Origin of the sequence: Bacillus sp. FSL R9-9530 (assembly GCF_038008145.1) — a bacterium.
Taxonomy (GTDB): domain Bacteria; phylum Bacillota; class Bacilli; order Bacillales; family Bacillaceae_G; genus Bacillus_A; species Bacillus_A mycoides.
Genome location: NZ_JBBOYO010000001.1, coordinates 4,806,539 through 4,831,220 on the forward strand (window position 1 = coordinate 4,806,539; position 24,682 = coordinate 4,831,220).

Below are 24,682 nucleotides of genomic sequence, written 5' to 3' on the forward strand. Positions count from 1 at the left end.
GGGGGACAAAAGTGATTGAAATTTGCTTCGAAGAAAAAAATGATGCTGTGTACGTATACAGACAACTAACGAAAAGAACAGAATCCTTATATAAGGAAACAAGTGTATATTTAAACGAACAAAAGGTTGTTATTCATATACCATTATGTGAATCAAATTATATTGAAAAGATTTTATTGCCAGTATTACTATATTTCATTATGAATGTGAAACAAAATGAATGGATTCATACCATTTTAAAGGAAAAGTTTTTTTATGAAGAACAAGAAGAGTGTCATCAAATATTGCATATGGCACATGAGATTTTAAAGGAAAGAAGAAAAGGAGTATCTAGTGATTTAACACGTCAAAAATTTGAATCTTATATTGCGTCGTCTTTGAATGATTGGCTTTGTGATCCGCTCTCATTCTCGTTTTCATCATACGTTCGTTTTCGTCTTCGTACATATAGGGAAATGGTAACTAAGCTTGCTGAAGTTGCAATTGATGAGTATAAGATGGAGCAGGAATACCAAATATTCATTGAGACACTTCGCCAACAAGTAAGTAGCCGGAAATCACGTTTGTCCTGTGTACATCTTATTTTTGATGAAAGTTTTATTTTCTATGATGATAAAGGTAGGCGTTTAAAACAGGAGAAATTGGTTCAATATATAGATGAAGAATTATTAAAGAAACAAGATGTATATATCGATACGAAAGTAATTGCACCACTTCTTTCTATTTCGCCGAAAAAGATTTATTTATATACGAAAGAACAAGATCATAATATGATTATTACTTTGCGAAATGTATTTCAGGAACGAGTGCAACTACATGGATTACATGAGTTTGAGCGCAATGTGAAAAATTTAAAAAATAAAGGTAACGCCCTTGATTTTCTAAGTTTTTGAGCATATAATTACCTACATAAATGAAATATATTGAAATGTCATGATGAGGACATGAGTAGTTATCTACGATTTTCAGAGAGGGAAGCCTTAGGGTGCGAGCTTCCTAGTACGGGATTATTACTTACCACCTCTAAACTTTAGCAGTGAACGTTTTTCTAGTAATTGCTAACGGACAACACCGTTATGTTGAACTTGAGCAATTAACAATAAGGTTAATTGGAACAAGGGTGGAACCACGAATTCAACACTCGTCCCTTTTTATGGGATGAGTGTTTTTTATTTTGAAAAAAAAGAGGAGTGACCAGTGATGGCAGATGTAGTTAAAATTACTTTCCCTGATGGAGCTGTGAAGGAGTTTCCAAAAGGAGTAACAACTGAAGAAATCGCAGCTTCTATTAGCCCAGGCTTAAAGAAAAAAGCTGTGGCTGGAAAATTAAACGATGAGATGATCGATCTTGTTACACCAATCGAAGAAGATGGTGCAGTTTCTATTATTACATTAGATTCTGAAGATGGCTTATATATTTTACGCCACTCAACAGCTCACCTTTTAGCACAAGCGTTAAAACGTTTATATAAAGATGTTAAGCTTGAGCTTGGCATTGGTCCAGTAATCGAAAATGGCTTCTACTACGATATTGATATGGAAGAAGCAATTACAGTTGAAGACTTCAAGAAAATCGAAAAAGAAATGCAAAAAATCGTGAACGAAAACTTAGAAATCGTTCGTCATGAAGTACCACGTGCAGAAGCACTTCGTCGCTTTGAGGAAATCGGCGATGAGTTAAAATTAGATTTAATTAACGATCTTCCAGAAGATGCAGTTATTTCAATCTATGAGCAAGGCGAATTCTTCGACCTTTGCCGTGGTGTTCACCTTCCATCTACAGGGAAGATTAAAGTGTTTAAATTATTAAGTGTTGCTGGTGCTTACTGGCGCGGCGATAGCAATAATAAAATGTTACAACGTATTTACGGTACTGGATTCGTTAAGAAAGCAGAATTAGATGAGCACTTACGTATGCTTGAAGAAGCGAAAGAGCGCGATCACCGTAAATTAGGTAAAGAGTTAAAACTATTTACTAATAGCCAAAAAGTAGGACAAGGTTTACCACTTTGGTTACCAAAAGGTGCAACAATTCGCCGTATTATCGAGCGTTACATCGTTGATAAAGAAGCAAGCTTAGGCTATGATCACGTATACACTCCAGTATTAGGAAGTAGAGAGCTTTATGAAACTTCTGGTCACTGGAACCATTACCGTGATGGCATGTTCCCATCAATGGAAATGGATAATGAAGAGTTAGTTCTTCGTCCAATGAACTGCCCTCACCATATGATGGTTTATAAAAACGATATTCACAGCTACCGTGAATTACCAATCCGTATTGCGGAACTTGGAACAATGCACCGCTATGAAATGTCTGGAGCATTATCTGGATTACAACGTGTACGCGGAATGACTTTAAATGATGCGCACATTTTCGTTCGTCCAGATCAAATTAAAGAAGAATTAAAACGTGTTGTAAACTTAACGTTAGAAGTGTACAAAGATTTCGGTTTAGAAAACTATTCATTCCGTCTATCTTATCGTGACCCAGCAGATACTAAAAAGTATTATGCTGATGATGAGATGTGGGAAAAAGCACAAGGTATGTTAAAAGAAGCTATGGATGAAATGGGTCTTGATTACTATGAAGCTGAAGGTGAAGCGGCATTCTATGGTCCGAAACTTGACGTTCAAGTTCGTACTGCTCTTGGAAAAGACGAAACACTTTCAACTGTACAATTAGACTTCTTACTTCCAGAACGCTTTGAATTAACTTACGTTGGTGAAGACGGTAAACAACATCGTCCAGTTGTAATTCACCGTGGTGTTGTATCAACTATGGAACGTTTCGTAGCCTTCTTAATTGAAGAATACAAAGGCGCATTCCCAACTTGGTTAGCTCCAGTTCAGGCGCAAGTAATTCCAGTTTCTCCGCAAGTACATTTAGACTATGCGAAGAAAGTACAAGATGAATTACGACGTGCTGGTATCCGTGTTGAATTAGACACTCGTGAAGAGAAAATTGGTTACAAAATCCGTGAAGCACAAATGCAAAAGATTCCGTACATGCTTGTAGTAGGTGACAATGAAGTTACTGAAAATGGCGTTAACGTACGTAAATATGGTGAACAAAAATCAGAAACAATCGCATTAGATGCGTTTGTTGACATGATTAAGGTAGAAGGAAAACGATAAGAAAGAGCCGCGGTATACCGCGGCTTTTTTATGTATTATAAAAAAGAAAATCTAGAAAAAATAACCAAACAATACTTATCATAAAAAAGTATTGCAAGTATGCTGGTTGTTTGTTACAATATTTCTTGTTGTTAGTAAAACACATCGCGTCTTCTTGACAGACGTCATGTCCTATGATAAACTCATCAAGGATAATAGAATATGGTTTTGACAAGTAGAAGCACCCGCTTCTCACCTGATGGACGCATTCGCAGTTAGCAGGTAAATGTATTTCTTACTAAAGATATTACAAGTGTGGGTGCCGTGTGCCCGCACTTTTTTTGTTCGGGTTCTACAATTGCAAAACGTATTCTAAGAAAACCTTGGAGGTGGCTTACTATTAGCAAGGATATGATGATTAACGAGCAAATTCGTGCACGTGAAGTACGCTTAGTTGGCGCAAACGGCGATCAACTTGGAATCAAGTCTCGTAATGACGCTTTAGACTTAGCTGCAGGTCTTAATCTTGATTTAGTATTGGTTGCTCCAAATGCGAAACCACCAGTATGCCGCATTATGGACTACGGTAAATTCCGCTTTGAGCAACAGAAGAAAGAAAAAGAACAGCGCAAAAATCAAAAAGTAATTAGCATGAAAGAAGTTCGTTTAAGTCCAACAATTGATGAACATGACTTTAACACAAAACTTCGTAATGCTGTCAAGTTTTTAGAGAAAGGCGACAAGGTTAAAGCGTCAATTCGCTTTAAAGGACGTGCCATTACTCATAAAGAAATCGGTCAACGTGTTTTAGATCGCTTCTCAGAAGCTTGTGCTGAAGTTAGTACAATTGAATCTAAGCCTAAAATGGAAGGACGTAGTATGTTCTTAGTTTTAGCACCGAAAAACGATAAGTAATAGATAGAGGAGGAAATACCTATGCCTAAACAAAAAACTCATCGCGGCGCTGCAAAGCGTTTCAAAAAGACTGGATCTGGTAAACTGAAGCGTTCTCACGCTTACACAAGCCATTTATTCGCTAACAAATCTACAAAAGCTAAACGTAAACTACGTAAAGCTGGTGTAGTTAGCGCTGGTGACTTCAAACGCATTCGTCAAATGCTTGACAACTTAAAATAAGTTCGGCTGATATATAGAACAAACTAGGAGGTAATATTATGCCAAGAGTAAAAGGTGGTACAGTTACTCGTCAACGTCGTAAAAAAGTTATAAAATTAGCAAAAGGTTACTACGGTTCTAAGAGTACATTATTTAAGGTTGCTAACCAACAGGTTATGAAATCTCTAATGTATGCATTCCGTGACCGTCGTCAAAAGAAACGTGACTTCCGTAAATTATGGATTACACGTATCAACGCAGCAGCTCGTATGAATGGTCTTTCTTACAGCCGCTTAATGCACGGTTTAAAAAATGCTGGCATCGAAGTTAACCGCAAGATGCTTGCTGACTTAGCTGTTCATGACGAAAAAGCTTTCGCTGAATTAGCAACAGTTGCAAAAAACAACATTAACTAATTGTTTAAAACCTTAGAAGATTTTCTTCTAAGGTTTTTTTATTTGCATTTATTGTAAAATCCTCCACTTATTATCGTTATTTCTTGCTCAAGTATATTAAGATGTGCTTGTAAGAAATTTTGTAACGATAACGAGGAGACTTTTACATGAAAGTAGGAAAGATTAACGGATGTGTCGTTATCGATATGACAAAATCAATATAAAAGCTATAGCGATATAAAAGAATATATATATAAAGTCAGGAGAATCCTCCTGACTTTTTTTATTTGAACTCATTCGTGAGAAGTGCATCTTTCCTAGCAGAAACGACACTGCTATAATGGAAAGATGATATGGAGCTTTCATCAAGTGAACAATCTATGAGTGATGATTGAAACGTATTTGCAAATTAAGGACAAGCTATCTTTATAAAGATGTAGGTAGCTGACTTGTTAATAAGAAACGAAAAATAATAATGAACTTTGAGATGAAACAACATTGTTGCGGAAAATGCGATGTTGGAGGAGGACAATAGAATGGACTTACTACAACTATTTAAATTACAAAAAGAATTAGATGACCGTATTGTGAAAGAACATGACTTACAACCGAAAAAATTGTTAAAAGAAAAAATGTTAGCTCTTCTTGTAGAAATTGGAGAACTTGCAAATGAAACACGTTGTTTTAAATATTGGAGCAATAAACCAGCTTCAGAACGTGAAGTAATATTAGAAGAATACGTAGATGGTTTACATTTTATTTTATCAATCGGAATCGATTTAGGAATTGATAAAAACTTCTTATTCTATAAATGTGCGCAAACGAATAAAACACAAGTGGAAATTTTCTTAGACACATATGCGAAAGTAATTCGTTTTACAGATCAACCTTCTATTACGAACTATATTGAACTATTTACAAGCTATCTTCGCCTTGGACAAGCGCTTGAATTTGAACAAGATGAAATTGAAAAAGCATATTTAGATAAAAATGAAGTAAATCATCAGCGTCAAACACAAGGATACTAATTTAATTTTTGAATATTTCAATTTCCTTTTGTATAATAAAGTGACTGAAGAAAAAGGAGGGTGTTGGCAATGATAAAATTAGACGAGACATTGACAATGCTAAAAGAATTAACAGACGCACGCGGTATTGCGGGTAACGAGCGCGAACCACGTGAAGTAATGAAGAAATATATTGAGCCGTTTGCAGATGAACTTTCTACTGACAATTTAGGAAGTTTAGTTGCGAAAAAAGTTGGGGAAGAAAACGGCCCGAAAATTATGGTTGCAGGTCATTTAGATGAAGTCGGATTTATGATTACGCAAATTGATGACAAAGGCTTCCTTCGTTTCCAAACGGTGGGTGGCTGGTGGTCGCAGGTTATGCTTGCACAGCGCGTAACGATTGTAACGCGTAAAGGAGATGTAACAGGTGTAATTGGTTCAAAACCACCGCACATTTTACCTCCAGAAGCTCGTAAAAAGCCAGTTGAAATTAAAGACATGTTCATCGATATTGGTGCTTCTAGCCAAGAAGAAGCGATGGAGTGGGGCATACGACCAGGAGATCAAGTTGTACCGTACTTCGAATTCCAAGTGATGAAGAATGAAAAGATGTTACTTGCAAAAGCATGGGATAACCGAATTGGTTGTGCAATTGCAATTGACGTATTAAAACAATTAAAAGATGAAAAGCATCCAAACGTTGTATACGGCGTTGGGACTGTACAAGAAGAAGTTGGTCTTCGTGGTGCGAAAACATCTGCAAACTATATTAAGCCAGATATCGCATTCGCAGTAGATGTAGGTATTGCTGGTGATACACCAGGTGTAACGGCAAAAGAAGCACAAAGTAAAATGGGTGATGGTCCGCAGATCATTCTATATGATGCTTCGGTTATTGGTCATACAGGTTTACGTGATTTCGTTGTTGATGTTGCGGATGAATTACAAATTCCATATCAGTATGATTCTGTAGCGGGCGGGGGAACGGACGCAGGAGCAATTCACATTTCTGTAAATGGTATCCCATCTATGGCAATTACGATTGCGACACGCTACATTCATTCTCATGCAGCGATGTTACATCGTGATGATTATGAAAACGCAGTGAAGTTAATTGTAGAAGTTATTAAACGTCTTGATAAAGAGGCTGTACATAACATTACATTTAATTAATAGAAAGAAGCGAAGGATAACCTCCTTCGCTTTTTTCATTTTTAAAACGGTCTTTCTAATCCTGCTGCAGTATGAGCTCCTAAAATAATTAAGCGAGTTAATTGCATTGCCATGAAATGTGGGGTATAAATCATGCCTCTTTTTAACCATGACATAATCATTCCGATATGAGCGCCTGTAACATAACTAATAAGAATATCACGAGGGACCATAAGGTCTTCATCATCTGGCTGGGAAATAGATAGGCTTAATGTTAAATGTGTTTGAATTGTTTTCATCATTTTATAAGAATAGTTTCCAGCTGCCTTATCGCCGAGCATAACGTTATAGAAATTAGTATTGTCTGCGATATGCTCAAACAAAGCTAAAAAAGTTGGATGCGGTGAATCAAAAGTGAGCTGAAAATCTTCTTTATTTCGATTTTGTGGTTTAATTACTGCAGCTAGTTTTTCTAACATTTCTTCTATGCTTTTTTCTAATAAATCATATTTATCATGGTAATGGCTATAAAATGTAGCACGATTTACAGGAGCGCGTTCCGCGATATGTTGCACAGTTACATTTTCGAAGCCCTTTTCGCCTACTAAAGCGACAAAAGCATCCTGTATGAGTTGTCTTGTTCGTTTTACACGTGGATCATTTGTATTTTTAATAGACATTTTTACTTCACCTCGTTTAATTTTTTAACCTTAAACAACACATGTATAGTGTGATGTTGTTTAAACAACATATAGGTTTAAATTGTTGGTTGTAGATTCGGGATAATTATTTATAATTATAAACGATAGTCCTTTAGAAATCAGCACCGCTAGGATGCAGACAAAACATAGTTTGCGTCGTAAAAGGTGTGCTTTTTTTGTTTAAAGGTTAATATAATTAACAATTAAACAATATAAACACTAAGGATGTAAATAGTTTAGAAAAAAATTATATGCGATATAAGGAGAGGAATGCAATGAATCAGTTTCGAAGAATGGTAATTATCAACATTATCACATTAATTGTATTAGTTGGCGGCGGTATTGGCGGTTATTACTATTACAATCAAGCGGAAAACTATTTAAAAACAGAAAATGCAAAGATTGACGGGAAAGTAATCCCAATTGCATCACCAGTAGCAGGTAAATTAACAGACTGGAAAGCTGAAGTCGGAAAAAATTACAATGAGAACGATAAATTAGGTGCGGTTACTGTAGCAGGAGCAAATGGTGAGCAAACAGTAGATGTAACAATTCCGCAAAATGCAACAGTTGTACAATCAAATGCAACAACTAATGCGTTCGTTGGGGCAGGTAGCCCAATTGCTTATGCATTTGATATGAGCAATTTATGGGTAACAGCAAATATTGAAGAAACAAATATTGATGATGTTCAAAAAGGCCAAACAGTAGATGTGTATGTAGACGCATACCCAGATACAACGTTAACGGGAAAAGTAGAACAAGTTGGATTAACAACAGCGAATACATTCTCGATGTTACCATCAAGTAACGCAACAGCGAACTATACGAAAGTAAAGCAAGTTGTACCAGTTAAAGTTTCTTTAGATCATAGTAAATCAGTAAATATTGTTCCTGGAATGAATGTGTCAGTTCGTATTCATAAGTAAGGGGGAGATGAGATGTCCTCAATTGCAATTGTAGGATATGCACTATTTTGTATAATCGTCTTCTTCCTTGTAAATCGTCTTTTACGAAAGAAAAAAACGAATGTGGGAGAAGAACAAGTCCCAGCCGTAAGTAAGATAGAAGTAAGTCAAGCAGAAACAGTAGAGAAAGAACTTGAACAAAAACAAGAAACAGAAGCTTCTAACGTAGTGGAATTAGAAACAGGGAAGCAAGAGCAAGTAAAACAGGAAAAAGAAATGCTGAAGAGACAATTGCCGGTAGAGAATGTGAATGTAAAGGCAGTTGTAGCTGTATTAATTCTCGGTATGTTCGTTTCTATTTTAAACCAAACGATCATTAATGTTGCACTGCCTCCATTAATGAATGAATTTAACGTATCAACTTCAACAGCACAATGGTTAATTACAGGCTTCATGCTTGTAAACGGAATTTTAGTACCAATCAGTGCATTTTTAGTTTCACGATTTACGTATCGTAAATTATTCATAGCAGCAATGTTATTCTTCACTGTAGGATCTATCATTTGTGCTACATCAGGAAACTTTACAATGATGATGACAGGCCGTGTTGTTCAAGCGGTTGGCGCAGGTATTTTAATGCCAGTTGGTATGAATATCTTCATGACATTATTCCCGCCTAATAAACGCGGAGCAGCTATGGGGTTACTTGGGGTAGCGATGATTTTAGCACCAGCTATCGGACCAACTGTAACAGGTTGGGTAATTGAAAACTATAGCTGGAACTTAATGTTCTATGGGATGTTTGTTATCGGTTTAATTATTACGTTCTTATCTTTTAAATTCTTTACACTAGCTCAGCCCGTGTCCAAAACAAAGTTAGATGTATTCGGTGTTATTAGTTCAAGTATTGGACTAGGTAGCTTACTGTACGGATTTAGTGAAGCTGGAAATAATGGCTGGACTAGTGCAGAAGTTGTTATAACACTTATCATCGGTGTCATTGGTTTAGCTGTATTTATTTGGAGAGAGTTAACAACAGACAATAAAATGCTTGATTTACAAGTGTTTAAATATCCGACGTTCACTTTCACATTAGTAATTAACGCGATTGTAACGATGGCCTTATTCGGAGGTATGTTATTACTTCCAGTATACTTGCAAAACATTCGCGGTTTTACACCGATGGAATCTGGTTTATTATTACTTCCAGGATCATTAATTATGGGGATCATGGGACCAGTTGCAGGTAAACTATTTGATAAGTATGGTATTCGTCCGTTAGCAATTGTCGGATTAGCCATTACAACATTTGCGACATATAAATTTACAACGTTATCGATGGATACACCGTATAGCGTTATTATGACGGATTATATTATACGCTCAATTGGTATGTCATTCATTATGATGCCAATTATGACAGCTGGTATGAATGCACTGCCGATGAAATTAATTTCTCACGGTACAGCAACGCAAAATACGTCAAGACAAGTAGCTGGTTCAATTGGAACAGCGATATTAATCACGCTTATGACGCAACAAACTACTGCTCACGTAGCGGATTACGGCAATATGTTAACAACGTCAAACCCGATTTTAGTTGATAAAGTACACGGTATGGGCCAAAGCTTAGCGGCATTAGCCGGATCAGCTCAAGCAGGAGATGCGATGAGTACACAACTATTATTCGGACAAATTTCAAAGCTATCTGCAATTAACGGTATTAACGATGCCTTCTTAATTGCAACTATATTAGCCGGTATTGCTTGGGTGTTATCGTTCTTCTTACCATCAGGCAATAAACCAAATAGAAAAGCAGGGAATTAATTTCCCTGCTTTTTTGTCTTTTTAAAGAGTGAGATATAAAAAATGATAACCAGTTACGGAGCACAGCCCTGTTATAAACAAAATTGTCCCCATAGAACGAATACTCGATATTTGCCCTCCGCTTATAATAGCTAATAGTCCAGCTAAAGAGAAGAAACACCAATATAAAGTTCCTGAAATTGGAACCACCCCCTCTAAATCTATTCCAAAACTTATACAAATGATAGGAACAACGATAAGCGATATGCTAATCAAACCAGCTATAATAGTAAGTGATTTACGATATTTAATGCCAGCAATAATTAAAAAAATGCCAACGATGAATTGGCATAACATCAAAGTAAGAGCCAAAATCATCCAAGTTAATATTCCAAACACTTCTGTATTACCTCCGATAAAATATTATATATAGAATGAATCCCCTACAGACATAAGTACCCAGAAAATAACCCCTAATATGCCAGCGATAAAAATAATGAATCCCATATTACGTATACTTTTAATCTTTGCCTGTAATCCATTTAATCCTGCCAATAATCCAGTTAAAGAAAACAGTATCCAATATAAAGTAGTTGAAATAGGGAGGATCGTATCGCTATTCACCCCCATGCCCCAAAAAACAAAAGGTAGTGTGACAAAAGATAGGCTAAGTAGCCCCATTAAACCCACAAATAATTTAAGATGTTTAATGCTAGTAATAATTAAAAAAATACCACCGAAAAATCCGCATAAAACAAGAAGTGGCATATAAAAAATCCAAAGTAAGCTCGACATAAATAATCTCCTTCTATGGTGATGAGTTATATTTTACTACATGAGGTTTATTTTGGATATTATTAATAAATATGTATAAATTGATAGAAATGAGAAGTGATGATACGAATTAATAAAAGAGGTATCGCGATGACACCTCTTTCTAACTCAAGAATGCTAACATATTATTCATAATATGAAATAACATAGCTGGAATAATGGATTTTGTTTTTTTACATAAAATAGCCATTAATAATCCCATGAAGAAAGTAATTACCATTACTCCAAGTGAGTATGTATGAGCGATACCGAAGAAGAAGCTTGTTATGATGGCTGCAATCCAAAATGGAAAGCGTTCTGAGAAGAAGCGAAGTATAAAACCACGGAAAATAAGCTCTTCAAAAATTGGTGTGAGTATAGCGAAGCCGAGAAGTAATAATATTTGATACTGCTTAAAAACGTCTAAGTTTAGTGCGGAAGATTGCTGCTTTGTTGCGTCTTGGAACACATAATTTAACAAGATGTAATTGAGTATAATGTTTATAGCGAAGAAAAGAAGTAAGTATACGTATGTACGCCATTCTTTAAGTACTTTAAAGTTAAAAGATTTTAGTAGTAATTTTTTTGCGGGTTCGAATTTAAAAATGAAGAATAACAACACGGCTAGTTGTAATACGATACTTGCAGTATTTGCAATAGATTCATACAGGGCAATTTGTTTTTTATCTGTAAGACCGGCTGTATAAATTGTTAAGGGCATTGCGAGGAACACAGTAATAAGTCCGGTTCCGAAAAAAGCGAATAAAACGGAGCTAATAAATTGTCCCCATGACATAGAGTATTTCTGTTCATTAGAAAGTTGTGTAGCGGGTTGCATTTGTAAAATCACCTCTTTATATTTGTATATTTAATTATAAAGTATTTTGCTTTTGAGTGTAACATTTAAATATTACATACAAAGGTGTATTTTTCGCAAAATAATAAAAGAGGTATCACCCTATAGTGATGCCTCTTTCTCATTGATAACTATGTTCTGCCTTGTCATTCAATTTCTTTTGCTCTATTTGTAATTCACGCTCTACCAATCGGTCTAATTGCTGAATAGCTTTAAGTGCTTTTTCATAAGAAATCGTTCTATAATGGTGCGCTCCGCCCGGTTCTTCATCTGCTTCGTCTGCCCATTTAATAATGTTTTGAAGAGATGTTCTTTCAATTTCTTGCTGTACTAAGAAAGAATCTGTATGAAGAAGAATCGCAATAGAAATTTCTTTTGCTAGTTTAGGATGTTCTCCTAATCTAATAAGCAATTTATGAGATCTTTCTGCCCCTTTAATCGCATGTATATCATTCTTTTTATACAAGTCATAGTCCCATTCGCCGCCTGTGTACCACGTATGATGTCCGATATCATGAAGGAAGCCAGCCTTTGTCGCAGCATCGACTGAGGCGTGATGCTTTTTGGCTAAGTGAAACGCATGGTAAGCGACAGCAATCGCGTGGACCATTCCAGAACAGTTTACATATTTTTGTGTAATGTGATGTTTAAAAACTTGTTCAAGCGTAATACGTTGCATAAAACATTCACTCCTTTTATCTAATGATGTACATGAAGAAAAATCGATCGGTTTAAATGTATTTTGAACATTGTACTCCATCGGGGTAGCGTTAGTAAAGTAGAAATGTTTAGGAGAAGAAAAATTTTATAGACATAAAAGGTCACCTTAGTTTTTTTCTAAGGTGACCTTTTATTGCTTATTTTTTTAATCCTTGCTCCAGTGTTCCTAACATTTCGTGTTTTTCATTTTCATCAGCATTTTTCCAAATGACTTCGAATAAAACGCCAAGACCTGGAAGCATTTTTTCTTCACCGCTTTGAATTGCATCGACAATCGTTTCTTGTAATTGATCTTGTGAATTTCCAGATACATTCGCTAATACCGCGCCGCGTAAATTAAAACTCATTATCTTCACCTCTTCTTCAGAATTGAAACTGACGTTAGTTTTTGTTCTTTTTTATGTAAATATGTATGAAAAATAGGCTATAATGATAAGACAAGAAGAGAGGGAAATACATATTATGAAAAACATTGATTCAGTACAAAACCCGCGTGTGAAGCAGTGGAAAAAGCTGCAGACGAAAAAAGAGCGCGATAACAAAGCTTTATTTTTTGTAGAAGGATTCCATTTAGTAGAGGAAGCGTTAAAGGCAGGAGTTGTAACAGAACTTATCGTTTCAGATCAGACAGATCTTCCGAAAGATTGGACAGTTAATGATGTTGAAATGTATATTGTGCCTGAAGCAATTGTAAAAGTACTTCGCGAAACAGAAACAACGCAAGGTGTATTTGCTGTTTGTGAGAAACATGAGAAAGAAGTAGCTCTTACTGATGGGAAATTTCTTTTATTAGACGGCCTTCAAGACCCAGGTAATTTGGGAACGATTATTCGTACAGCGGATGCAGCTGGTATTCATGCCGTTGTGCTTGGAGAAGGGTGCGTTGATGTTTATAATAGTAAAGTACTACGATCTACACAAGGTTCTATTTTCCACTTACCGGTTGTAAAAGGGAACTTAGAAGAATGGGTAGACAAGTTAAAAGAAAATAACGTCCCTGTATATGGAACAGCTCTTGAAAATGGAGTTCCATTTGGTGAAGTAACCCCGGCTGGAAGTTTTGCATTAATTGTAGGGAATGAAGGAAGCGGCGTACGCCAAGAAATTCTTGCGAAAAGTGATCAAAACTTGTATATTCCGATTTACGGCGGGGCAGAATCATTAAATGTTGCGGTTGCAGCAGGGATTTTAACGTATTATTTACAAAGCCCAGTTGCGAATCGATAAAAAACTTCTTATAATAAGTTGAAGTGCATGTTCATAAAAAAGTGGTGAAATGAGTATCGAACTTTTTTGAACATATAATAAAAGTATATTAATGAAAAACGTTGATAGAGAAGAGTAGCTTACAAAATCGCCATATAGGGAGAGAGTGCCGTAGACTGAAAGCATTCTTATGGTAGATGGAAGTGAATTCACCTCTGGAGTTGGCGCCAGGACCATTTATATGTAAAGGCGTTCCGGTCAGAATTGATCGTTATAACTAATGAGTGGGCAGACTTGTTCTGTCAATTTAGGGTGGTACCGCGAATTTACCTCGTCCCTTTTTGGGAGCGGGGTTTTTTTATTTTTAAAATTAGGAGGGTTCCAAATGGAAGCACGTTTAAAAGAGCTAAAGCAAAAAGCGTTAGAGCTTATTGAAGAAGCGAAAGAGCTAAAGGGCTTAAACGACGTACGCGTAGCGTATTTAGGGAAAAAAGGTCCAATTACAGAAGTATTACGCGGCATGGGAAAATTATCAGCAGAAGAGCGTCCACGTATGGGAGCATTAGTAAATGAAGTACGTGAAGCGATTCAAACGCGTCTAGAAGACAAAATTGGTAACTTAGAAAAAGCAGTAATTGAGGCGAAATTAGCTACTGAAACAATTGATGTTACACTGCCAGGTCGTCCTGTTGAAACAGGTTGTCACCATCCGTTAACAGCAGTTGTTGAACAAATTGAAGATGTATTCATCGGTATGGGTTATGAAGTAGCTGAAGGAACAGAAGTAGAAAAAGACTACTACAACTTCGAAGCATTAAACTTACCGAAAGATCACCCAGCGCGTGATATGCAAGATACATTCTACATTACAGAAGAAACGTTACTACGTACACATACATCTTCTGTGCAAGCACGTACGATGGAAAAGAATAAAGAAAAAGGACCGATTAAAATTATTTGTCCTGGTAAAGTGTATCGCCGCGATGACGATGATGCAACGCATTCACACCAATTCATGCAAATTGAAGGTCTTGTGATTGATAAAAACATTCGCATGAGTGACTTAAAAGGTACACTGCAAGTATTCGTGAAAAAGATGTTCGGTGAAGATCGTGAAATCCGTCTTCGTCCAAGTTTCTTCCCATTCACAGAGCCGTCTGTAGAGATGGATATTTCTTGTATGATGTGTCACGGTAAAGGTTGTGGCACTTGTAAAGGGACTGGTTGGATCGAAATTTTAGGAGCAGGTATGGTTCACCCGAACGTACTTGAAATGGCTGGTTATGATTCAAAAGAATATCAAGGTTTCGCATTCGGTATGGGCGCAGAGCGTATCGCAATGTTGAAATACGGCGTAGATGACATTCGTCATTTCTATACAAATGATGTACGTTTCTTACAACAATTCAAACGAGCGTAAGGGAAGGAGAGGATAAATATGTTCGTATCATATCGTTGGTTACAAGAGTATGTAGATATTAAAGATGTAACAGCACAAGAACTAGCAGACAAAATCACGAAAAGTGGTATTGAAGTAGAAGGTGTTGAAGTATTAAATAAAGGTGTAAAGGGTGTTGTAGTTGGTCACGTATTAGAATGTGAAAAACACCCAGAAGCTGATAAATTAAGCAAATGCTTAATCGATATCGGTGAAGAAGAGCCGGTTCAAATTATTTGTGGAGCTGCTAACATTGCAAAAGGTTTAAAAGTACCAGTTGCAAAAGTTGGCGCTGTACTTCCTGGTAACTTCAAAATTAAAAAAGCAAAACTACGCGGGGAAGCTTCTCACGGTATGGTTTGTGCTCTTCAAGAGCTTGGTATTGATGGGAAATTCGTTGCGAAAGAATATGCAGACGGTATCTTCATCTTCCCAAGTGATGCTGAAGTTGGTGCAGATGCACTTGAAATTTTAAATTTACATGATGAAGTACTTGAGCTTGGTTTAACACCAAACCGTGCAGATTGCTTAAACATGTTAGGTGTTGCATATGAAGTAGCTGCTATTTACGGCCGTGAAGTAAAACTTCCAGCTATCGACTTACAAGAAACAGCAGAAAAAACTTCTGATTACATTTCTGTAAGTGTAGAAGCGAAAGAAGAAAACCCATTATATATTGCAAAAATGGTGAAGAACGTAAAGATTGGTCCATCACCAATGTGGATGCAAACTCGTCTTATGGCAGCTGGCATTCGTCCAATTAGTAATGTAGTTGATATTACAAACTACATTTTAATGGAATACGGTCAACCGTTACATGCATTCGATTACGATAAATTAGGTTCAAAAGAAATCGTTGTTCGTCTTGCAAAAGAAGGCGAAAAGATTCAAACATTAGATGCTCAAGAACGTACGTTACAAAGCCACCATCTTGTAATTACAAACGGCACAAAAGCGTTAGCTGTTGCTGGTGTAATGGGCGGAGCGGATTCTGAAGTTGATAGCGAGACAGTAAACGTTCTAATTGAGTCTGCATACTTTGCAGGTCAAACAGTGCGTCGTACATCAAAAGACTTAGGTCTTCGTAGCGAATCAAGTGCACGTTTTGAAAAAGGAATCGACCCAACACGTACATTTGAAGCAATTCAACATGCAGCTGCTTTAATGGCAAAATACGCTGGTGGAGAAGCACTGGAAGGTGTAGTAGAAGCTGATAACTTACAAGTACAAGAACGTACAGTATCTGTTACAGCTGAAAAAGTAAACCGTGTATTAGGTACAGATATTTCTGCGAGTGAAATGGGTACAATGTTCACAAACTTAAAATTCCCATTCACAGAAGTAGAAGGAACATTCCATGTAAATGTACCAGCACGTCGTCCTGACATTACAATTTCAGAAGACTTAGTAGAAGAAGTAGGTCGTCTGTATGGTTATGATCACATTCCAGTTACATTACCATCTGGAACAATGACACGTGGTAAATTAACATCAGCACAAACGAAACGTCGTAAAGTACGCCGCTTCCTAGAAGGTGCTGGTTTATATGAAGCAATCACATATTCATTAACAAGCGCTGACAAGGCGAAACAATATATGGTTGAGCCGAACGAAAAAGCTCCTGTAAATCTTGCGCTTCCAATGAGCGAAGAGCGTAGCCAACTTCGTTTAAGCTTAGTGCCACAATTGTTAGAAGCAGTTTCATACAATGTTGCACGTAAAAACGACAGCGTTGCATTATATGAAGTAGGTTCTATCTTCTTACCAACAGAAGCAGGAGAACTTCCGAAAGAAGAACAACATCTTGCAGGTGTTATGACAGGTCTTGCTCTTCACCATGCATGGCAAGGTGAGAAGAAAGTTGTAGACTTCTTCGTTGTTAAAGGTGTATTAGAAGGATTATTCGACGTACTTGGCGTGGCAAATCAAATCACTTATGCACCAGCAAAACGTGAAGGTATGCACCCAGGCCGTACAGCTGACATCGTATTAGATGGTGAAGCAATCGGATTCATCGGTCAATTGCACCCGGAAACAGAAAAACAATTAGATGTGAAAAATACATTCGTATTCGAATTATCTCTTGCAAAAGTATTCGGTGCAGACGCTGAGGAAACTTACTACTCAGCAATTCCACGTTTCCCATCTATGACACGTGATATGGCTGTTGTAGTAACAACAGAAACAAAAGCTGGTGAAATGAAGCAAGTCATTGCTGAAGCTGGCGGAGAACTTCTGAAAGACGTAGCACTATTCGACTTATACGAAGGTGAAAAAATGGAAGAAGGCAAGAAATCACTTGCATTCTCTATGAACTACTTCGATGCAGAACGTACATTAACAGACGAAGAAGTAACAGAAGCACATAACCGTGTATTAACAGTGGTAGAAGAGAAATTTGGTGCGGAGTTACGTAAGTAATAAAAAATTGCCGGATTAAGTCCGGCAATTTTTTTTATGGCACGATTGTCGGAAAATGTCGGTAAGTCGATATATTATAAAAATCGCTGATATATTTTCTGGCATCTTGCATCTTTCTCTCGAATGTAGTACATTAATTTTAGTTTAACAAAACGAAAGACGATGATAAGGAAAAGTAGTATATACTATAATCCAAAGCGAGTCAGGGACGGTGAGAGCCTGATGAGGCGGTATATGTGAAGAACACCTTGGAGTTGCTAACCGAAATTGAAACTTGTATTCAAGAGTAGACTTAGACGGGAATCCGGCCTGTTACAAACCGGGAAGTATGTATTACATACGAGTTAAAGTTGGTCTTTATGACAAATTGGGTGGTACCGCGAAGTTTAACCTTTCGTCCCTTTATGGATGAAAGGTTTTTTTGTATTTAAATATATGAGTAAAGGAGAATTTTACTATGGAAAACACATTAGTAAAAAGTCTGTATAGAGATACAGATAAATACGCAGATCAAACAGTACAAGTATCGGGTTGGATTCGTAACTTACGTGATTCAAAAGCATTTGGTTTCATCGAATTAAACGACGGTAGCTTCTTCAAAGGTGTTCAAATCGTTTTCGATACAGAATTAGAGAACTTCAAAGAAATTGCAAAGCTTCCACTAAGCTCTTCAGTTAAAGTAGAAGGTAAAGTAATTGCAACGCCTGGAGCGAAGCAACCATTTGAAATTAAAGCAGAAAAAATTGATATCGAGGGCTTATCAGATTCTGATTACCCACTTCAAAAGAAGCGTCATACGTTTGAATACTTACGTACAATCGCTCACTTACGTCCAAGAACAAATGCATTCTCTGCAACGTTCCGTGTGCGTTCTATCGCAGCATTTGCGATTCACCAGTTCTTCCAAGAGCGTGGATTCGTACATGTTCACACACCAATCATCACTGGTAGTGATACAGAAGGTGCAGGCGAAATGTTCCGCGTAACAACGCAAGATTTAAACAACGTACCTAAAGGTGAAGACGGACAAGTTGACGAATCAAAAGACTTCTTCGGTAAAGAAACAAACTTAACAGTAAGTGGACAGCTTAATGCTGAAGCTTATGCGTTAGCATTCCGTGATGTGTACACATTCGGTCCTACATTCCGTGCAGAAAACTCAAACACAACTCGCCACGCAGCTGAGTTCTGGATGGTTGAGCCTGAGATTGCATTCGCTGAGTTAGGCGATGTAATGGATCTTACAGAAGATATGCTGAAATATGCAATGAAATACGTACTAGAGCATGCACCAGAAGAAATGGACTTCTTCAACAGCTTCGTTGATAAAACAGTTCTAGAGCGTATGAACAACGTGATCAACTCTGACTTCGGTCGCATCACTTATACAGAAGCAATTAAAGTACTTCAAGAATCAGGTGCTGAATTTAAATACCCAGTAGAATGGGGTATTGACTTACAAACAGAGCACGAAAGATACTTATCAGAAGAAATCTTCAAACGCCCTGTATTCGTAACTGACTATCCGAAAGACATTAAAGCATTCTACATGCGTATGAACGAAGATGGTAAAACAGTAGCTGCTACTGACCTTCTAGTTCCTGGCATCGGCGAATTAATCGGCGGTAGCCAACGTGAAGAAAGAATGGACGTTTTAGTAGACAGAATTAAAGAATTAGGTATGAACGAAGAGGACTACTGGTGGTACTTAGAACTTAGAAAATACGGCGGTACAAAACACGCTGGATTCGGTCTAGGTTTCGAGCGCTTCCTAATGTACATTACTGGCATGGCTAACATCCGTGACGTAATTCCATTCCCAAGAACTCCAGGTTCTTCTGAGTTCTAAAATATGAAAAAAGCGAGAGGGTTTCCTCTCGCTTTTTTTATTGGAAAGGGTGTAACTACAAGCCGAATTTTATAAAGTATTTCACGATTGGAAAAGATGTTGTTCATAGTTCCCTTCCCACTTCATATATAAGTAAAACGAATGCGACATTTATAGGGAAGGGGTTTTTGTACAATGGGAGAAATTCCAAGTCATACAAAGTGGACATTGCGTGACAAGTATATAGTAATCACTGGTGCAACAAGTGGTATTGGATTAGCGGCAGCTAAGGTATTTGCAGAACGCGGTGCCAAACTAGGAATCATTGCACGTAACGAAGCAAAAGCGAATGATGTTATGACTCGAATTAAAAATGTAACGAATGGGAATGCAGTGGTAGATATATTTTTAGCTGATATGGCTTCCCAACAATCTATACGCCGGGTAGCTACTAATATTTTAGAAAGGTGTCCGAGAATAGATATATTAGTGAATAATGCTGGTGCTTTATTTCAAACAAGGCAGCTTACGAAGGACGGTTTGGAGATGACCTGGGCGGTAAACCATTTAGGTCCATTCTTACTCACTAATTTGTTGTTGGAGCGTTTAAAAGAAAGTGCTCCTGCTCGTGTCATTACCACTGCATCTCACGGTCACAAAATGGCTAAAAAGGGAATTGACTTCGGTGATCTAGATGCAGAACAACTTTATCGCGGTGTTAAGAAGTTCATGGGCGGTCCCACAATGCGTTATGCGCAAACAAAACTGGCTAACATTTTATTCACCTCTGAATTGGCACAGCGGTTGGAGGGAACGAGTGTTAGTGCCTATAGCTTTGATCCAGGGCTAGTGGATACGAATTTTAACCAGGACAATGGTCTGGTTGCTCGCTTAACTATGGCAGCAATGAAACCTTTCTCTCGTACACCCGAGGAAGGTGCTAAAACTCTAATATGGCTAGCAGAATCAACTGAATTTACTGATCATAGTGGTTATTACTATGCCGATAAGCAAATAGGAAAAATGTCTGAAGCTGCCTTAGATAAGGATGCCGCAAAACGTCTATGGGACATTAGTGAAAAACAGACAGGAGGATAAAAGAGTAGCCAGTATATGTTCAGATGGCTATGCTGAATAGTTTTTTACTCTTAAGTGAAAAGTAATCTTGGGGGTGATTGTAATGAGTAAGAAAGTGAAAACAGACCATTCTAGATCAAGCTTAGGTTCTCCGGAAGTGGAAGGACAAGGAACGACTACGCATGAAACGGGTTCTTATAAAGTACCTTCATCAAATAAGAAGCAGAAACGAAGTTAAACATAAAAAGGGAGTCATGGAGACTCTCTTTTTTTAGTTGAATAGTGAATATATTGTCCTAAATTTAAATATATATCGATATAACGAAGAAGTGCGACAAAAATAGGAACGTGTGAGATCCTATTTATCCATTTTTCATTCATAAAAGGCGAAAAGAATTCAATTCTTTTCGCCTTGTTTAGTTCATCCATATCCTGTCGATACTAAAAAGTAGTTATTTTTTCAATAAGCGAAACGCCTTCTCTGTATTAGCAAAATGCACTTTCACAAATTCAGGTAGTCTTTCTTTACCGACTTTTTGAATTAATTTAGCAGCGGCAATATCAACTTGTTTACCAGCACCTTTCGGAAGTTGCATACCAGCTTTTTTGCTTAGTTCGTCAAATTGTTTTACGAATGAGTAACGAGCTAAAATGGAAGCGGCGGCTACTGCTAAATGGACACTTTCACCTTTTGTAGCGAAGTAAACATTTTCACGCTGTACCTGTTTTTGTTTCGCTAAATATTTATAGTATGTATCAGGCTGTGTAAATTGGTCGATTAAGATACCCTCAGGTGTTGTAGGTGCAATTTTAGCCAATAAGTTTGTGATGGCTTTGTTATGTAGTAAAGCTTTTAGTTTACCTTGGTTGTTTCCTTTATCAAATAGCTCGTTATATTTTTCATTATGAAGAACGAGGGAGCTGTAAGGAACAACGTGAAGGAGTTGTTTTGCAATCTCAGCAATTTGAGCATCATTTAAGTTTTTGGAGTCTTTTACACCGAGTTCTTTTAAAAGTGGAATTTGCTTCGCATCCACATATACAGCAACAACTGTCATCGGTCCGAAGTAATCACCAGTACCTACTTCATCGGACCCTAAAATCGACATTGTACCAATAGAAGAAGGTGGTGCATATTGATGCGAATTGACCGATTTTTTTACAGCGGATTTTGGTGTTTGAGAGACAGTTTGCCAACGAGAAGCCTCTGCTTCAGCACGTCCACCTTGAAACATTACTTTCCCTGATTTATAGGCTGTAATTGTGCAAGATGGAACCTTTGCCATAAAGATACCGCCTTGCGGAATTTTGGGGCTAAGTGCTTGTTTGTATTGTTGTTTCATGTCTTCAATTACTGTAGAACTTGTTTGTATTACGATAGAATTTGACAAAATGGTCGCTCCTTTTTTATGTTGTTATTTTTATCATATCGGATTGTTCTTTCTGTTTCCATATTATGATGGTTCATGGTATGATAAACTTTAGGATTCTGTACGTGATTGGAGGCCGGTGAGTTGTCACAACAAAAGGGAAATAAAAGTCGAATTAATGTAGAAATATATGGCCAACAGTATTCAGTTGTTGGCGATGAAAGTACAAGTCATATCCGCATGGTAGCAGCGATTGTGGATGATAAAATGCGCGAACTCAATGCCAAGAATCCTTCGCTTGATACGAGTAGACTAGCGGTATTGACGGCGGTAAACGTCATACACGATTACATAAAATTAAAAGAAGAACATGAGAAGTTGAAAGAAAGTATGACACAAAAAGGAATGGAATAAACATGATTGATATTATTATCATTTTATTGCTTGTTATGGGATTTTTCCTCGGTTTACGCAGAGGATTTATTTTGCAACTTGTAAAGTTAACAAGCTTTATTATCGCATACCTCGTTGCATACTGGTACTGTAAAGATTTAGCGCCAACGCTTGCGAAATTTATTCCGTATCCATTCGATAAGAATGTATCTGTTCCAGAATGGATAGATGCGAATAATATTGAGGGTGTCTTCTATCAAGCAATTGCGTTTATTGTATTATTTATTATTACAAAAATCGCACTTTCACTACTTGGTAATTTACTGAATATGTTTGCAGAAATCCCAGTTTTAAAGCAAGTCAATGCGGTTGCTGGGGCACTTCTTGGCTTTTTAGAAGTGTATATCATTCTGTTTGTCTTAATTATTGTTGGAACAATTCTTCCAATTGAACAAATACAAACACCATTACAAAAATCATCAATTAGCAAAATAATTGTAGACGATACACCGATTCTTTCTGAAAAGGTGAAGGAACTATGGCAGACAGGTAGCAGAGTGTAACTTCTCTTTTTTCGGAAAGAGAAGTTTTTTTCTATGAAAGAAAGGCGGGGCAATGATGAAAGTGAATAAAAAACAAGTTATCAAATTACTAGAGACAATCGGCCTATTTATGGAACTAAAGGGCGCGAATCCATTTAAAATATCTGCATTCCGTAAAGCGGCGGCAGCATTAGAAAGTGACGATCGTAGTCTTTCTGAGATTGAAGATTTCACGAAGATTCCGGGCATTGGAAAAGGAACAGCAGCAGTTATTCAAGAATATATAGAATCGGGAACATCTGAAGTATTACAAGAGCTTGAGAAAGAAGTGCCAAGTAGCTTATTACCGTTATTAAAATTACCAGGCCTTGGTGGTAAAAAGGTAGCTAAGTTATATAAAGAACTTGGTGTTGTTGATATGGAATCGCTAAAAGCGGTTTGTGAGGAAAATAAAGTACAAGCTTTAGCAGGTTTCGGTAAGAAAACAGAAGAGAAAATATTAGAAGCAATTGATCAAGTAGGCTCTCGTCCAGAGCGTTTACCAATTGCGATGGTATTGCCTATTGCCGGGGAAATAGAGGAGAAATTGTCGAATGTTGCTGAAATAATTCGTTTCTCACGCGCTGGTAGTTTACGCCGTGTTCGTGAGACAGTGAAGGACTTAGATTTCATCATTGCAACGACAGAGCCAGCAGTAGTGCGTGAACATTTACTACAATTTGATAATATGATTGAAGTGATTGCAAGTGGAGATACGAAAGTATCTGTTCGTCTTCAATATGAATATGATATTTCAATTGACTTCCGCTTAGTAAAACCAGAAGAATTTATTACAACTCTTCACCATTTCACAGGATCAAAAGACCATAACGTAAAAATGCGCCAAATTGCGAAAGATAGAGGCGAGAAAATTAGTGAATACGGTGTGGAAATCTTAGAGACAGGTGAAGTGAAAACATTCGAAACAGAAGAAGCATTCTTCGCCCACTTTGGCCTTCCATTCATCCCACCAGAAGTGCGTGAAGATGGAAAAGAAATTGAATTAATTAAAGAGTATCCGAACTTAATTCAGTTCTCTGATATACAGGGTGATTTACATATGCATACAACGTGGAGTGACGGTGCTTTTTCAATTGAAGAAATGGTGCAAGCGTGCCGCGCTCGTGGATATAAATTTATGGCAATTACTGATCACTCGCAATACTTGAAAGTAGCAAACGGTTTAACGAAAGAGCGTCTTCGTGAACAAGCGAAAGAAATTGAACGTATGAATGAAAAGTATCCAGACATTACAATTTTGCGCGGGATTGAAATGGACATTTTACCAGATGCGACACTTGATTTTGACGATGAAGTATTAGCAGAACTAGATTATGTCATTGGAGCCATTCACTCTAGCTTCTCACAAGACCGTGAAACGATTATGAAGCGTCTTCGCACTGCACTTGAGAATAAGCATGTCACAATGATTGCTCATCCGACAGGACGTCTTCTTGGGCGCCGTGAGGGTTACGATGTAGATACAGATTTATTAATCCAGCTCGCAAAAGAAACAAATACAGTTTTAGAATTAAATGCAAATCCAAACCGTCTAGATTTAAGCGCGAAATTACTAAAACAAGCACAAGATGCTGGTGTAAAAGTAGCGATTAATACGGATGCCCATACACTTGAAATGTTAGAAGATATGGAAACAGGTGTAGCAGCAGCGCGTAAAGGTTGGATTCAAAAAGATAACGTGATTAACACATGGGATATTGAACGTTTATTAGACTATATTAAACGTAATAAGTAATACAGGGGGGACCTGCAA

25 protein-coding genes and 4 other annotated features are annotated in these 24,682 nt (G+C 37.3%); of the genes, 18 read left to right on the top strand and 7 right to left on the bottom strand.

Annotated features, from left to right (window positions below; all coding sequences use genetic code 11):
* Nucleotides 1-11: 11 nt before the first annotated feature.
* The 7 genes from ytxC (at nucleotide 12) to MKX66_RS24400 (ending at nucleotide 6,811) form a co-directional block, all read left to right on the top strand.
* The gene (gene ytxC / locus MKX66_RS24370) at nucleotides 12-893 is read left to right on the top strand and encodes a putative sporulation protein YtxC (RefSeq protein ID WP_061673936.1); all 882 of its coding nucleotides are present in this window, start codon (nucleotides 12-14) and stop codon (nucleotides 891-893) included.
* Between the two features lie 31 nt (nucleotides 894-924).
* Nucleotides 925-1,152: a binding site (T-box leader), on the top strand.
* 48 nt (nucleotides 1,153-1,200) lie between these two features.
* Nucleotides 1,201-3,138, top strand: coding sequence for a threonine--tRNA ligase (gene thrS / locus MKX66_RS24375; RefSeq protein WP_002034275.1), 1,938 nt, complete (start codon nucleotides 1,201-1,203; stop codon nucleotides 3,136-3,138).
* 206 nt (nucleotides 3,139-3,344) lie between these two features.
* Nucleotides 3,345-3,465: a sequence feature (ribosomal protein L20 leader region), on the top strand.
* A gap of 63 nt (nucleotides 3,466-3,528) precedes the next feature.
* Nucleotides 3,529-4,032, top strand: coding sequence for a translation initiation factor IF-3 (gene infC, locus MKX66_RS24380; RefSeq protein ID WP_002015470.1), 504 nt, complete (start codon nucleotides 3,529-3,531; stop codon nucleotides 4,030-4,032).
* A gap of 21 nt (nucleotides 4,033-4,053) precedes the next feature.
* On the top strand, nucleotides 4,054-4,254 hold the full coding sequence (gene rpmI / locus MKX66_RS24385) for a 50S ribosomal protein L35 (RefSeq protein WP_001125945.1): 201 nt from the start codon (nucleotides 4,054-4,056) through the stop codon (nucleotides 4,252-4,254).
* Nucleotides 4,255-4,292: 38 nt separating this feature from the next.
* Complete coding sequence (gene rplT / locus MKX66_RS24390; protein WP_001138364.1) at nucleotides 4,293-4,649, top strand: 50S ribosomal protein L20; 357 nt, start codon at nucleotides 4,293-4,295, stop codon at nucleotides 4,647-4,649.
* 515 nt (nucleotides 4,650-5,164) lie between these two features.
* Nucleotides 5,165-5,656: a dUTP diphosphatase gene (locus MKX66_RS24395; protein ID WP_002015469.1), complete on the top strand. Its 492-nt coding sequence runs from the start codon at nucleotides 5,165-5,167 to the stop codon at nucleotides 5,654-5,656.
* A gap of 69 nt (nucleotides 5,657-5,725) precedes the next feature.
* Nucleotides 5,726-6,811 (top strand): M42 family metallopeptidase, encoded by a 1,086-nt coding sequence (locus tag MKX66_RS24400; protein WP_002088917.1) that lies wholly within the window; start codon nucleotides 5,726-5,728, stop codon nucleotides 6,809-6,811.
* A 41-nt stretch (nucleotides 6,812-6,852) separates the two neighbouring features.
* Here MKX66_RS24400 and MKX66_RS24405 read toward each other — a convergent pair whose 3' ends face one another.
* The gene (locus MKX66_RS24405; protein WP_002015467.1) at nucleotides 6,853-7,470 is read right to left on the bottom strand and encodes a TetR/AcrR family transcriptional regulator; all 618 of its coding nucleotides are present in this window, start codon (nucleotides 7,468-7,470) and stop codon (nucleotides 6,853-6,855) included.
* A 296-nt stretch (nucleotides 7,471-7,766) separates the two neighbouring features.
* On the opposite strand from MKX66_RS24405, the gene MKX66_RS24410 reads away from it, so the two are divergent.
* Nucleotides 7,767-8,420 (top strand): HlyD family secretion protein, encoded by a 654-nt coding sequence (locus tag MKX66_RS24410; protein WP_002190842.1) that lies wholly within the window; start codon nucleotides 7,767-7,769, stop codon nucleotides 8,418-8,420.
* Nucleotides 8,421-8,432: 12 nt separating this feature from the next.
* Entirely contained in the window at nucleotides 8,433-10,226 is a 1,794-nt protein-coding gene (locus tag MKX66_RS24415) for a DHA2 family efflux MFS transporter permease subunit (RefSeq protein ID WP_002143335.1), read from the top strand.
* A gap of 21 nt (nucleotides 10,227-10,247) precedes the next feature.
* Here MKX66_RS24415 and MKX66_RS24420 read toward each other — a convergent pair whose 3' ends face one another.
* From MKX66_RS24420 to sspI, 5 genes are all read right to left on the bottom strand, one after another.
* On the bottom strand, nucleotides 10,248-10,604 hold the full coding sequence (locus tag MKX66_RS24420; protein WP_341087279.1) for an ammonia permease: 357 nt from the start codon (nucleotides 10,602-10,604) through the stop codon (nucleotides 10,248-10,250).
* Nucleotides 10,605-10,628: 24 nt separating this feature from the next.
* A complete protein-coding gene (locus tag MKX66_RS24425) occupies nucleotides 10,629-11,000 on the bottom strand; it encodes a hypothetical protein (RefSeq protein WP_002165001.1) in 372 nt (123 codons plus the stop codon).
* A gap of 142 nt (nucleotides 11,001-11,142) precedes the next feature.
* Nucleotides 11,143-11,856, bottom strand: a complete 714-nt coding sequence (locus MKX66_RS24430; RefSeq protein WP_002167594.1) for a CPBP family intramembrane glutamic endopeptidase — start codon at nucleotides 11,854-11,856, stop codon at nucleotides 11,143-11,145.
* Nucleotides 11,857-11,995: 139 nt separating this feature from the next.
* Nucleotides 11,996-12,553 (bottom strand): HD domain-containing protein, encoded by a 558-nt coding sequence (locus tag MKX66_RS24435; protein WP_341087281.1) that lies wholly within the window; start codon nucleotides 12,551-12,553, stop codon nucleotides 11,996-11,998.
* Nucleotides 12,554-12,731: 178 nt separating this feature from the next.
* On the bottom strand, nucleotides 12,732-12,941 hold the full coding sequence (sspI, locus tag MKX66_RS24440) for a small acid-soluble spore protein SspI (RefSeq protein WP_000009511.1): 210 nt from the start codon (nucleotides 12,939-12,941) through the stop codon (nucleotides 12,732-12,734).
* 82 nt (nucleotides 12,942-13,023) lie between these two features.
* On the opposite strand from sspI, the gene MKX66_RS24445 reads away from it, so the two are divergent.
* From MKX66_RS24445 to MKX66_RS24470, 6 genes are all read left to right on the top strand, one after another.
* Nucleotides 13,024-13,821, top strand: coding sequence for a TrmH family RNA methyltransferase (locus MKX66_RS24445; RefSeq protein ID WP_002015458.1), 798 nt, complete (start codon nucleotides 13,024-13,026; stop codon nucleotides 13,819-13,821).
* Nucleotides 13,822-13,913: 92 nt separating this feature from the next.
* Nucleotides 13,914-14,142: a binding site (T-box leader), on the top strand.
* 43 nt (nucleotides 14,143-14,185) lie between these two features.
* Complete coding sequence (gene pheS, locus MKX66_RS24450; protein ID WP_002015457.1) at nucleotides 14,186-15,220, top strand: phenylalanine--tRNA ligase subunit alpha; 1,035 nt, start codon at nucleotides 14,186-14,188, stop codon at nucleotides 15,218-15,220.
* Between the two features lie 18 nt (nucleotides 15,221-15,238).
* A complete protein-coding gene (gene pheT, locus MKX66_RS24455) occupies nucleotides 15,239-17,659 on the top strand; it encodes a phenylalanine--tRNA ligase subunit beta (RefSeq protein ID WP_341087282.1) in 2,421 nt (806 codons plus the stop codon).
* 153 nt (nucleotides 17,660-17,812) lie between these two features.
* Nucleotides 17,813-18,064, top strand: a binding site (T-box leader).
* Nucleotides 18,065-18,116: 52 nt separating this feature from the next.
* Nucleotides 18,117-19,508 (top strand): asparagine--tRNA ligase, encoded by a 1,392-nt coding sequence (gene asnS, locus MKX66_RS24460; RefSeq protein WP_002034242.1) that lies wholly within the window; start codon nucleotides 18,117-18,119, stop codon nucleotides 19,506-19,508.
* 174 nt (nucleotides 19,509-19,682) lie between these two features.
* A complete protein-coding gene (locus tag MKX66_RS24465) occupies nucleotides 19,683-20,585 on the top strand; it encodes an SDR family oxidoreductase (protein ID WP_326997486.1) in 903 nt (300 codons plus the stop codon).
* 82 nt (nucleotides 20,586-20,667) lie between these two features.
* Complete coding sequence (locus MKX66_RS24470; RefSeq protein ID WP_002112167.1) at nucleotides 20,668-20,802, top strand: YuzL family protein; 135 nt, start codon at nucleotides 20,668-20,670, stop codon at nucleotides 20,800-20,802.
* Between the two features lie 214 nt (nucleotides 20,803-21,016).
* On the opposite strand, the gene rnhC is transcribed toward MKX66_RS24470, so the two are convergent.
* Nucleotides 21,017-21,955 carry a ribonuclease HIII gene (gene rnhC / locus MKX66_RS24475; protein ID WP_214932259.1) on the bottom strand — a complete coding sequence of 313 codons (939 nt, stop codon included), beginning with the start codon at nucleotides 21,953-21,955 and terminating at the stop codon, nucleotides 21,017-21,019.
* 123 nt (nucleotides 21,956-22,078) lie between these two features.
* Between rnhC and zapA the strand changes: the two genes are divergently transcribed.
* Genes zapA through polX form a run of 3 tightly spaced genes read left to right on the top strand, consistent with a single transcriptional unit; the run spans nucleotide 22,079 to nucleotide 24,664 of the window.
* Entirely contained in the window at nucleotides 22,079-22,348 is a 270-nt protein-coding gene (gene zapA, locus MKX66_RS24480; protein WP_002088902.1) for a cell division protein ZapA, read from the top strand.
* Between the two features lie 2 nt (nucleotides 22,349-22,350).
* Nucleotides 22,351-22,890, top strand: a complete 540-nt coding sequence (locus MKX66_RS24485) for a CvpA family protein (RefSeq protein ID WP_002034246.1) — start codon at nucleotides 22,351-22,353, stop codon at nucleotides 22,888-22,890.
* Nucleotides 22,891-22,945: 55 nt separating this feature from the next.
* Complete coding sequence (gene polX / locus MKX66_RS24490) at nucleotides 22,946-24,664, top strand: DNA polymerase/3'-5' exonuclease PolX (RefSeq protein WP_033709473.1); 1,719 nt, start codon at nucleotides 22,946-22,948, stop codon at nucleotides 24,662-24,664.
* Nucleotides 24,665-24,682: the final 18 nt, after the last annotated feature.

Coding starts and splice junctions, on each gene's coding strand:
- infC (WP_002015470.1), top strand. CDS start 3,529: ATGATGATTAACGAGCAAATTCGTGCACGTGAAGTACGCTTAGTTGGC.
- polX (WP_033709473.1), top strand. CDS start 22,946: ATGAAAGTGAATAAAAAACAAGTTATCAAATTACTAGAGACAATCGGC.
- thrS (WP_002034275.1), top strand. CDS start 1,201: ATGGCAGATGTAGTTAAAATTACTTTCCCTGATGGAGCTGTGAAGGAG.
- MKX66_RS24470 (WP_002112167.1), top strand. CDS start 20,668: ATGAGTAAGAAAGTGAAAACAGACCATTCTAGATCAAGCTTAGGTTCT.
- MKX66_RS24485 (WP_002034246.1), top strand. CDS start 22,351: ATGATTGATATTATTATCATTTTATTGCTTGTTATGGGATTTTTCCTC.
- MKX66_RS24435 (WP_341087281.1), bottom strand. CDS start 12,553: ATGCAACGTATTACGCTTGAACAAGTTTTTAAACATCACATTACACAA.
- rplT (WP_001138364.1), top strand. CDS start 4,293: ATGCCAAGAGTAAAAGGTGGTACAGTTACTCGTCAACGTCGTAAAAAA.
- MKX66_RS24415 (WP_002143335.1), top strand. CDS start 8,433: ATGTCCTCAATTGCAATTGTAGGATATGCACTATTTTGTATAATCGTC.
- MKX66_RS24405 (WP_002015467.1), bottom strand. CDS start 7,470: ATGTCTATTAAAAATACAAATGATCCACGTGTAAAACGAACAAGACAA.
- MKX66_RS24445 (WP_002015458.1), top strand. CDS start 13,024: ATGATAAGACAAGAAGAGAGGGAAATACATATTATGAAAAACATTGAT.
- MKX66_RS24430 (WP_002167594.1), bottom strand. CDS start 11,856: ATGCAACCCGCTACACAACTTTCTAATGAACAGAAATACTCTATGTCA.
- MKX66_RS24425 (WP_002165001.1), bottom strand. CDS start 11,000: ATGTCGAGCTTACTTTGGATTTTTTATATGCCACTTCTTGTTTTATGC.
- MKX66_RS24400 (WP_002088917.1), top strand. CDS start 5,726: ATGATAAAATTAGACGAGACATTGACAATGCTAAAAGAATTAACAGAC.
- rpmI (WP_001125945.1), top strand. CDS start 4,054: ATGCCTAAACAAAAAACTCATCGCGGCGCTGCAAAGCGTTTCAAAAAG.
- pheS (WP_002015457.1), top strand. CDS start 14,186: ATGGAAGCACGTTTAAAAGAGCTAAAGCAAAAAGCGTTAGAGCTTATT.
- MKX66_RS24410 (WP_002190842.1), top strand. CDS start 7,767: ATGAATCAGTTTCGAAGAATGGTAATTATCAACATTATCACATTAATT.
- sspI (WP_000009511.1), bottom strand. CDS start 12,941: ATGAGTTTTAATTTACGCGGCGCGGTATTAGCGAATGTATCTGGAAAT.
- MKX66_RS24465 (WP_326997486.1), top strand. CDS start 19,683: ATGGGAGAAATTCCAAGTCATACAAAGTGGACATTGCGTGACAAGTAT.
- MKX66_RS24395 (WP_002015469.1), top strand. CDS start 5,165: ATGGACTTACTACAACTATTTAAATTACAAAAAGAATTAGATGACCGT.
- asnS (WP_002034242.1), top strand. CDS start 18,117: ATGGAAAACACATTAGTAAAAAGTCTGTATAGAGATACAGATAAATAC.
- pheT (WP_341087282.1), top strand. CDS start 15,239: ATGTTCGTATCATATCGTTGGTTACAAGAGTATGTAGATATTAAAGAT.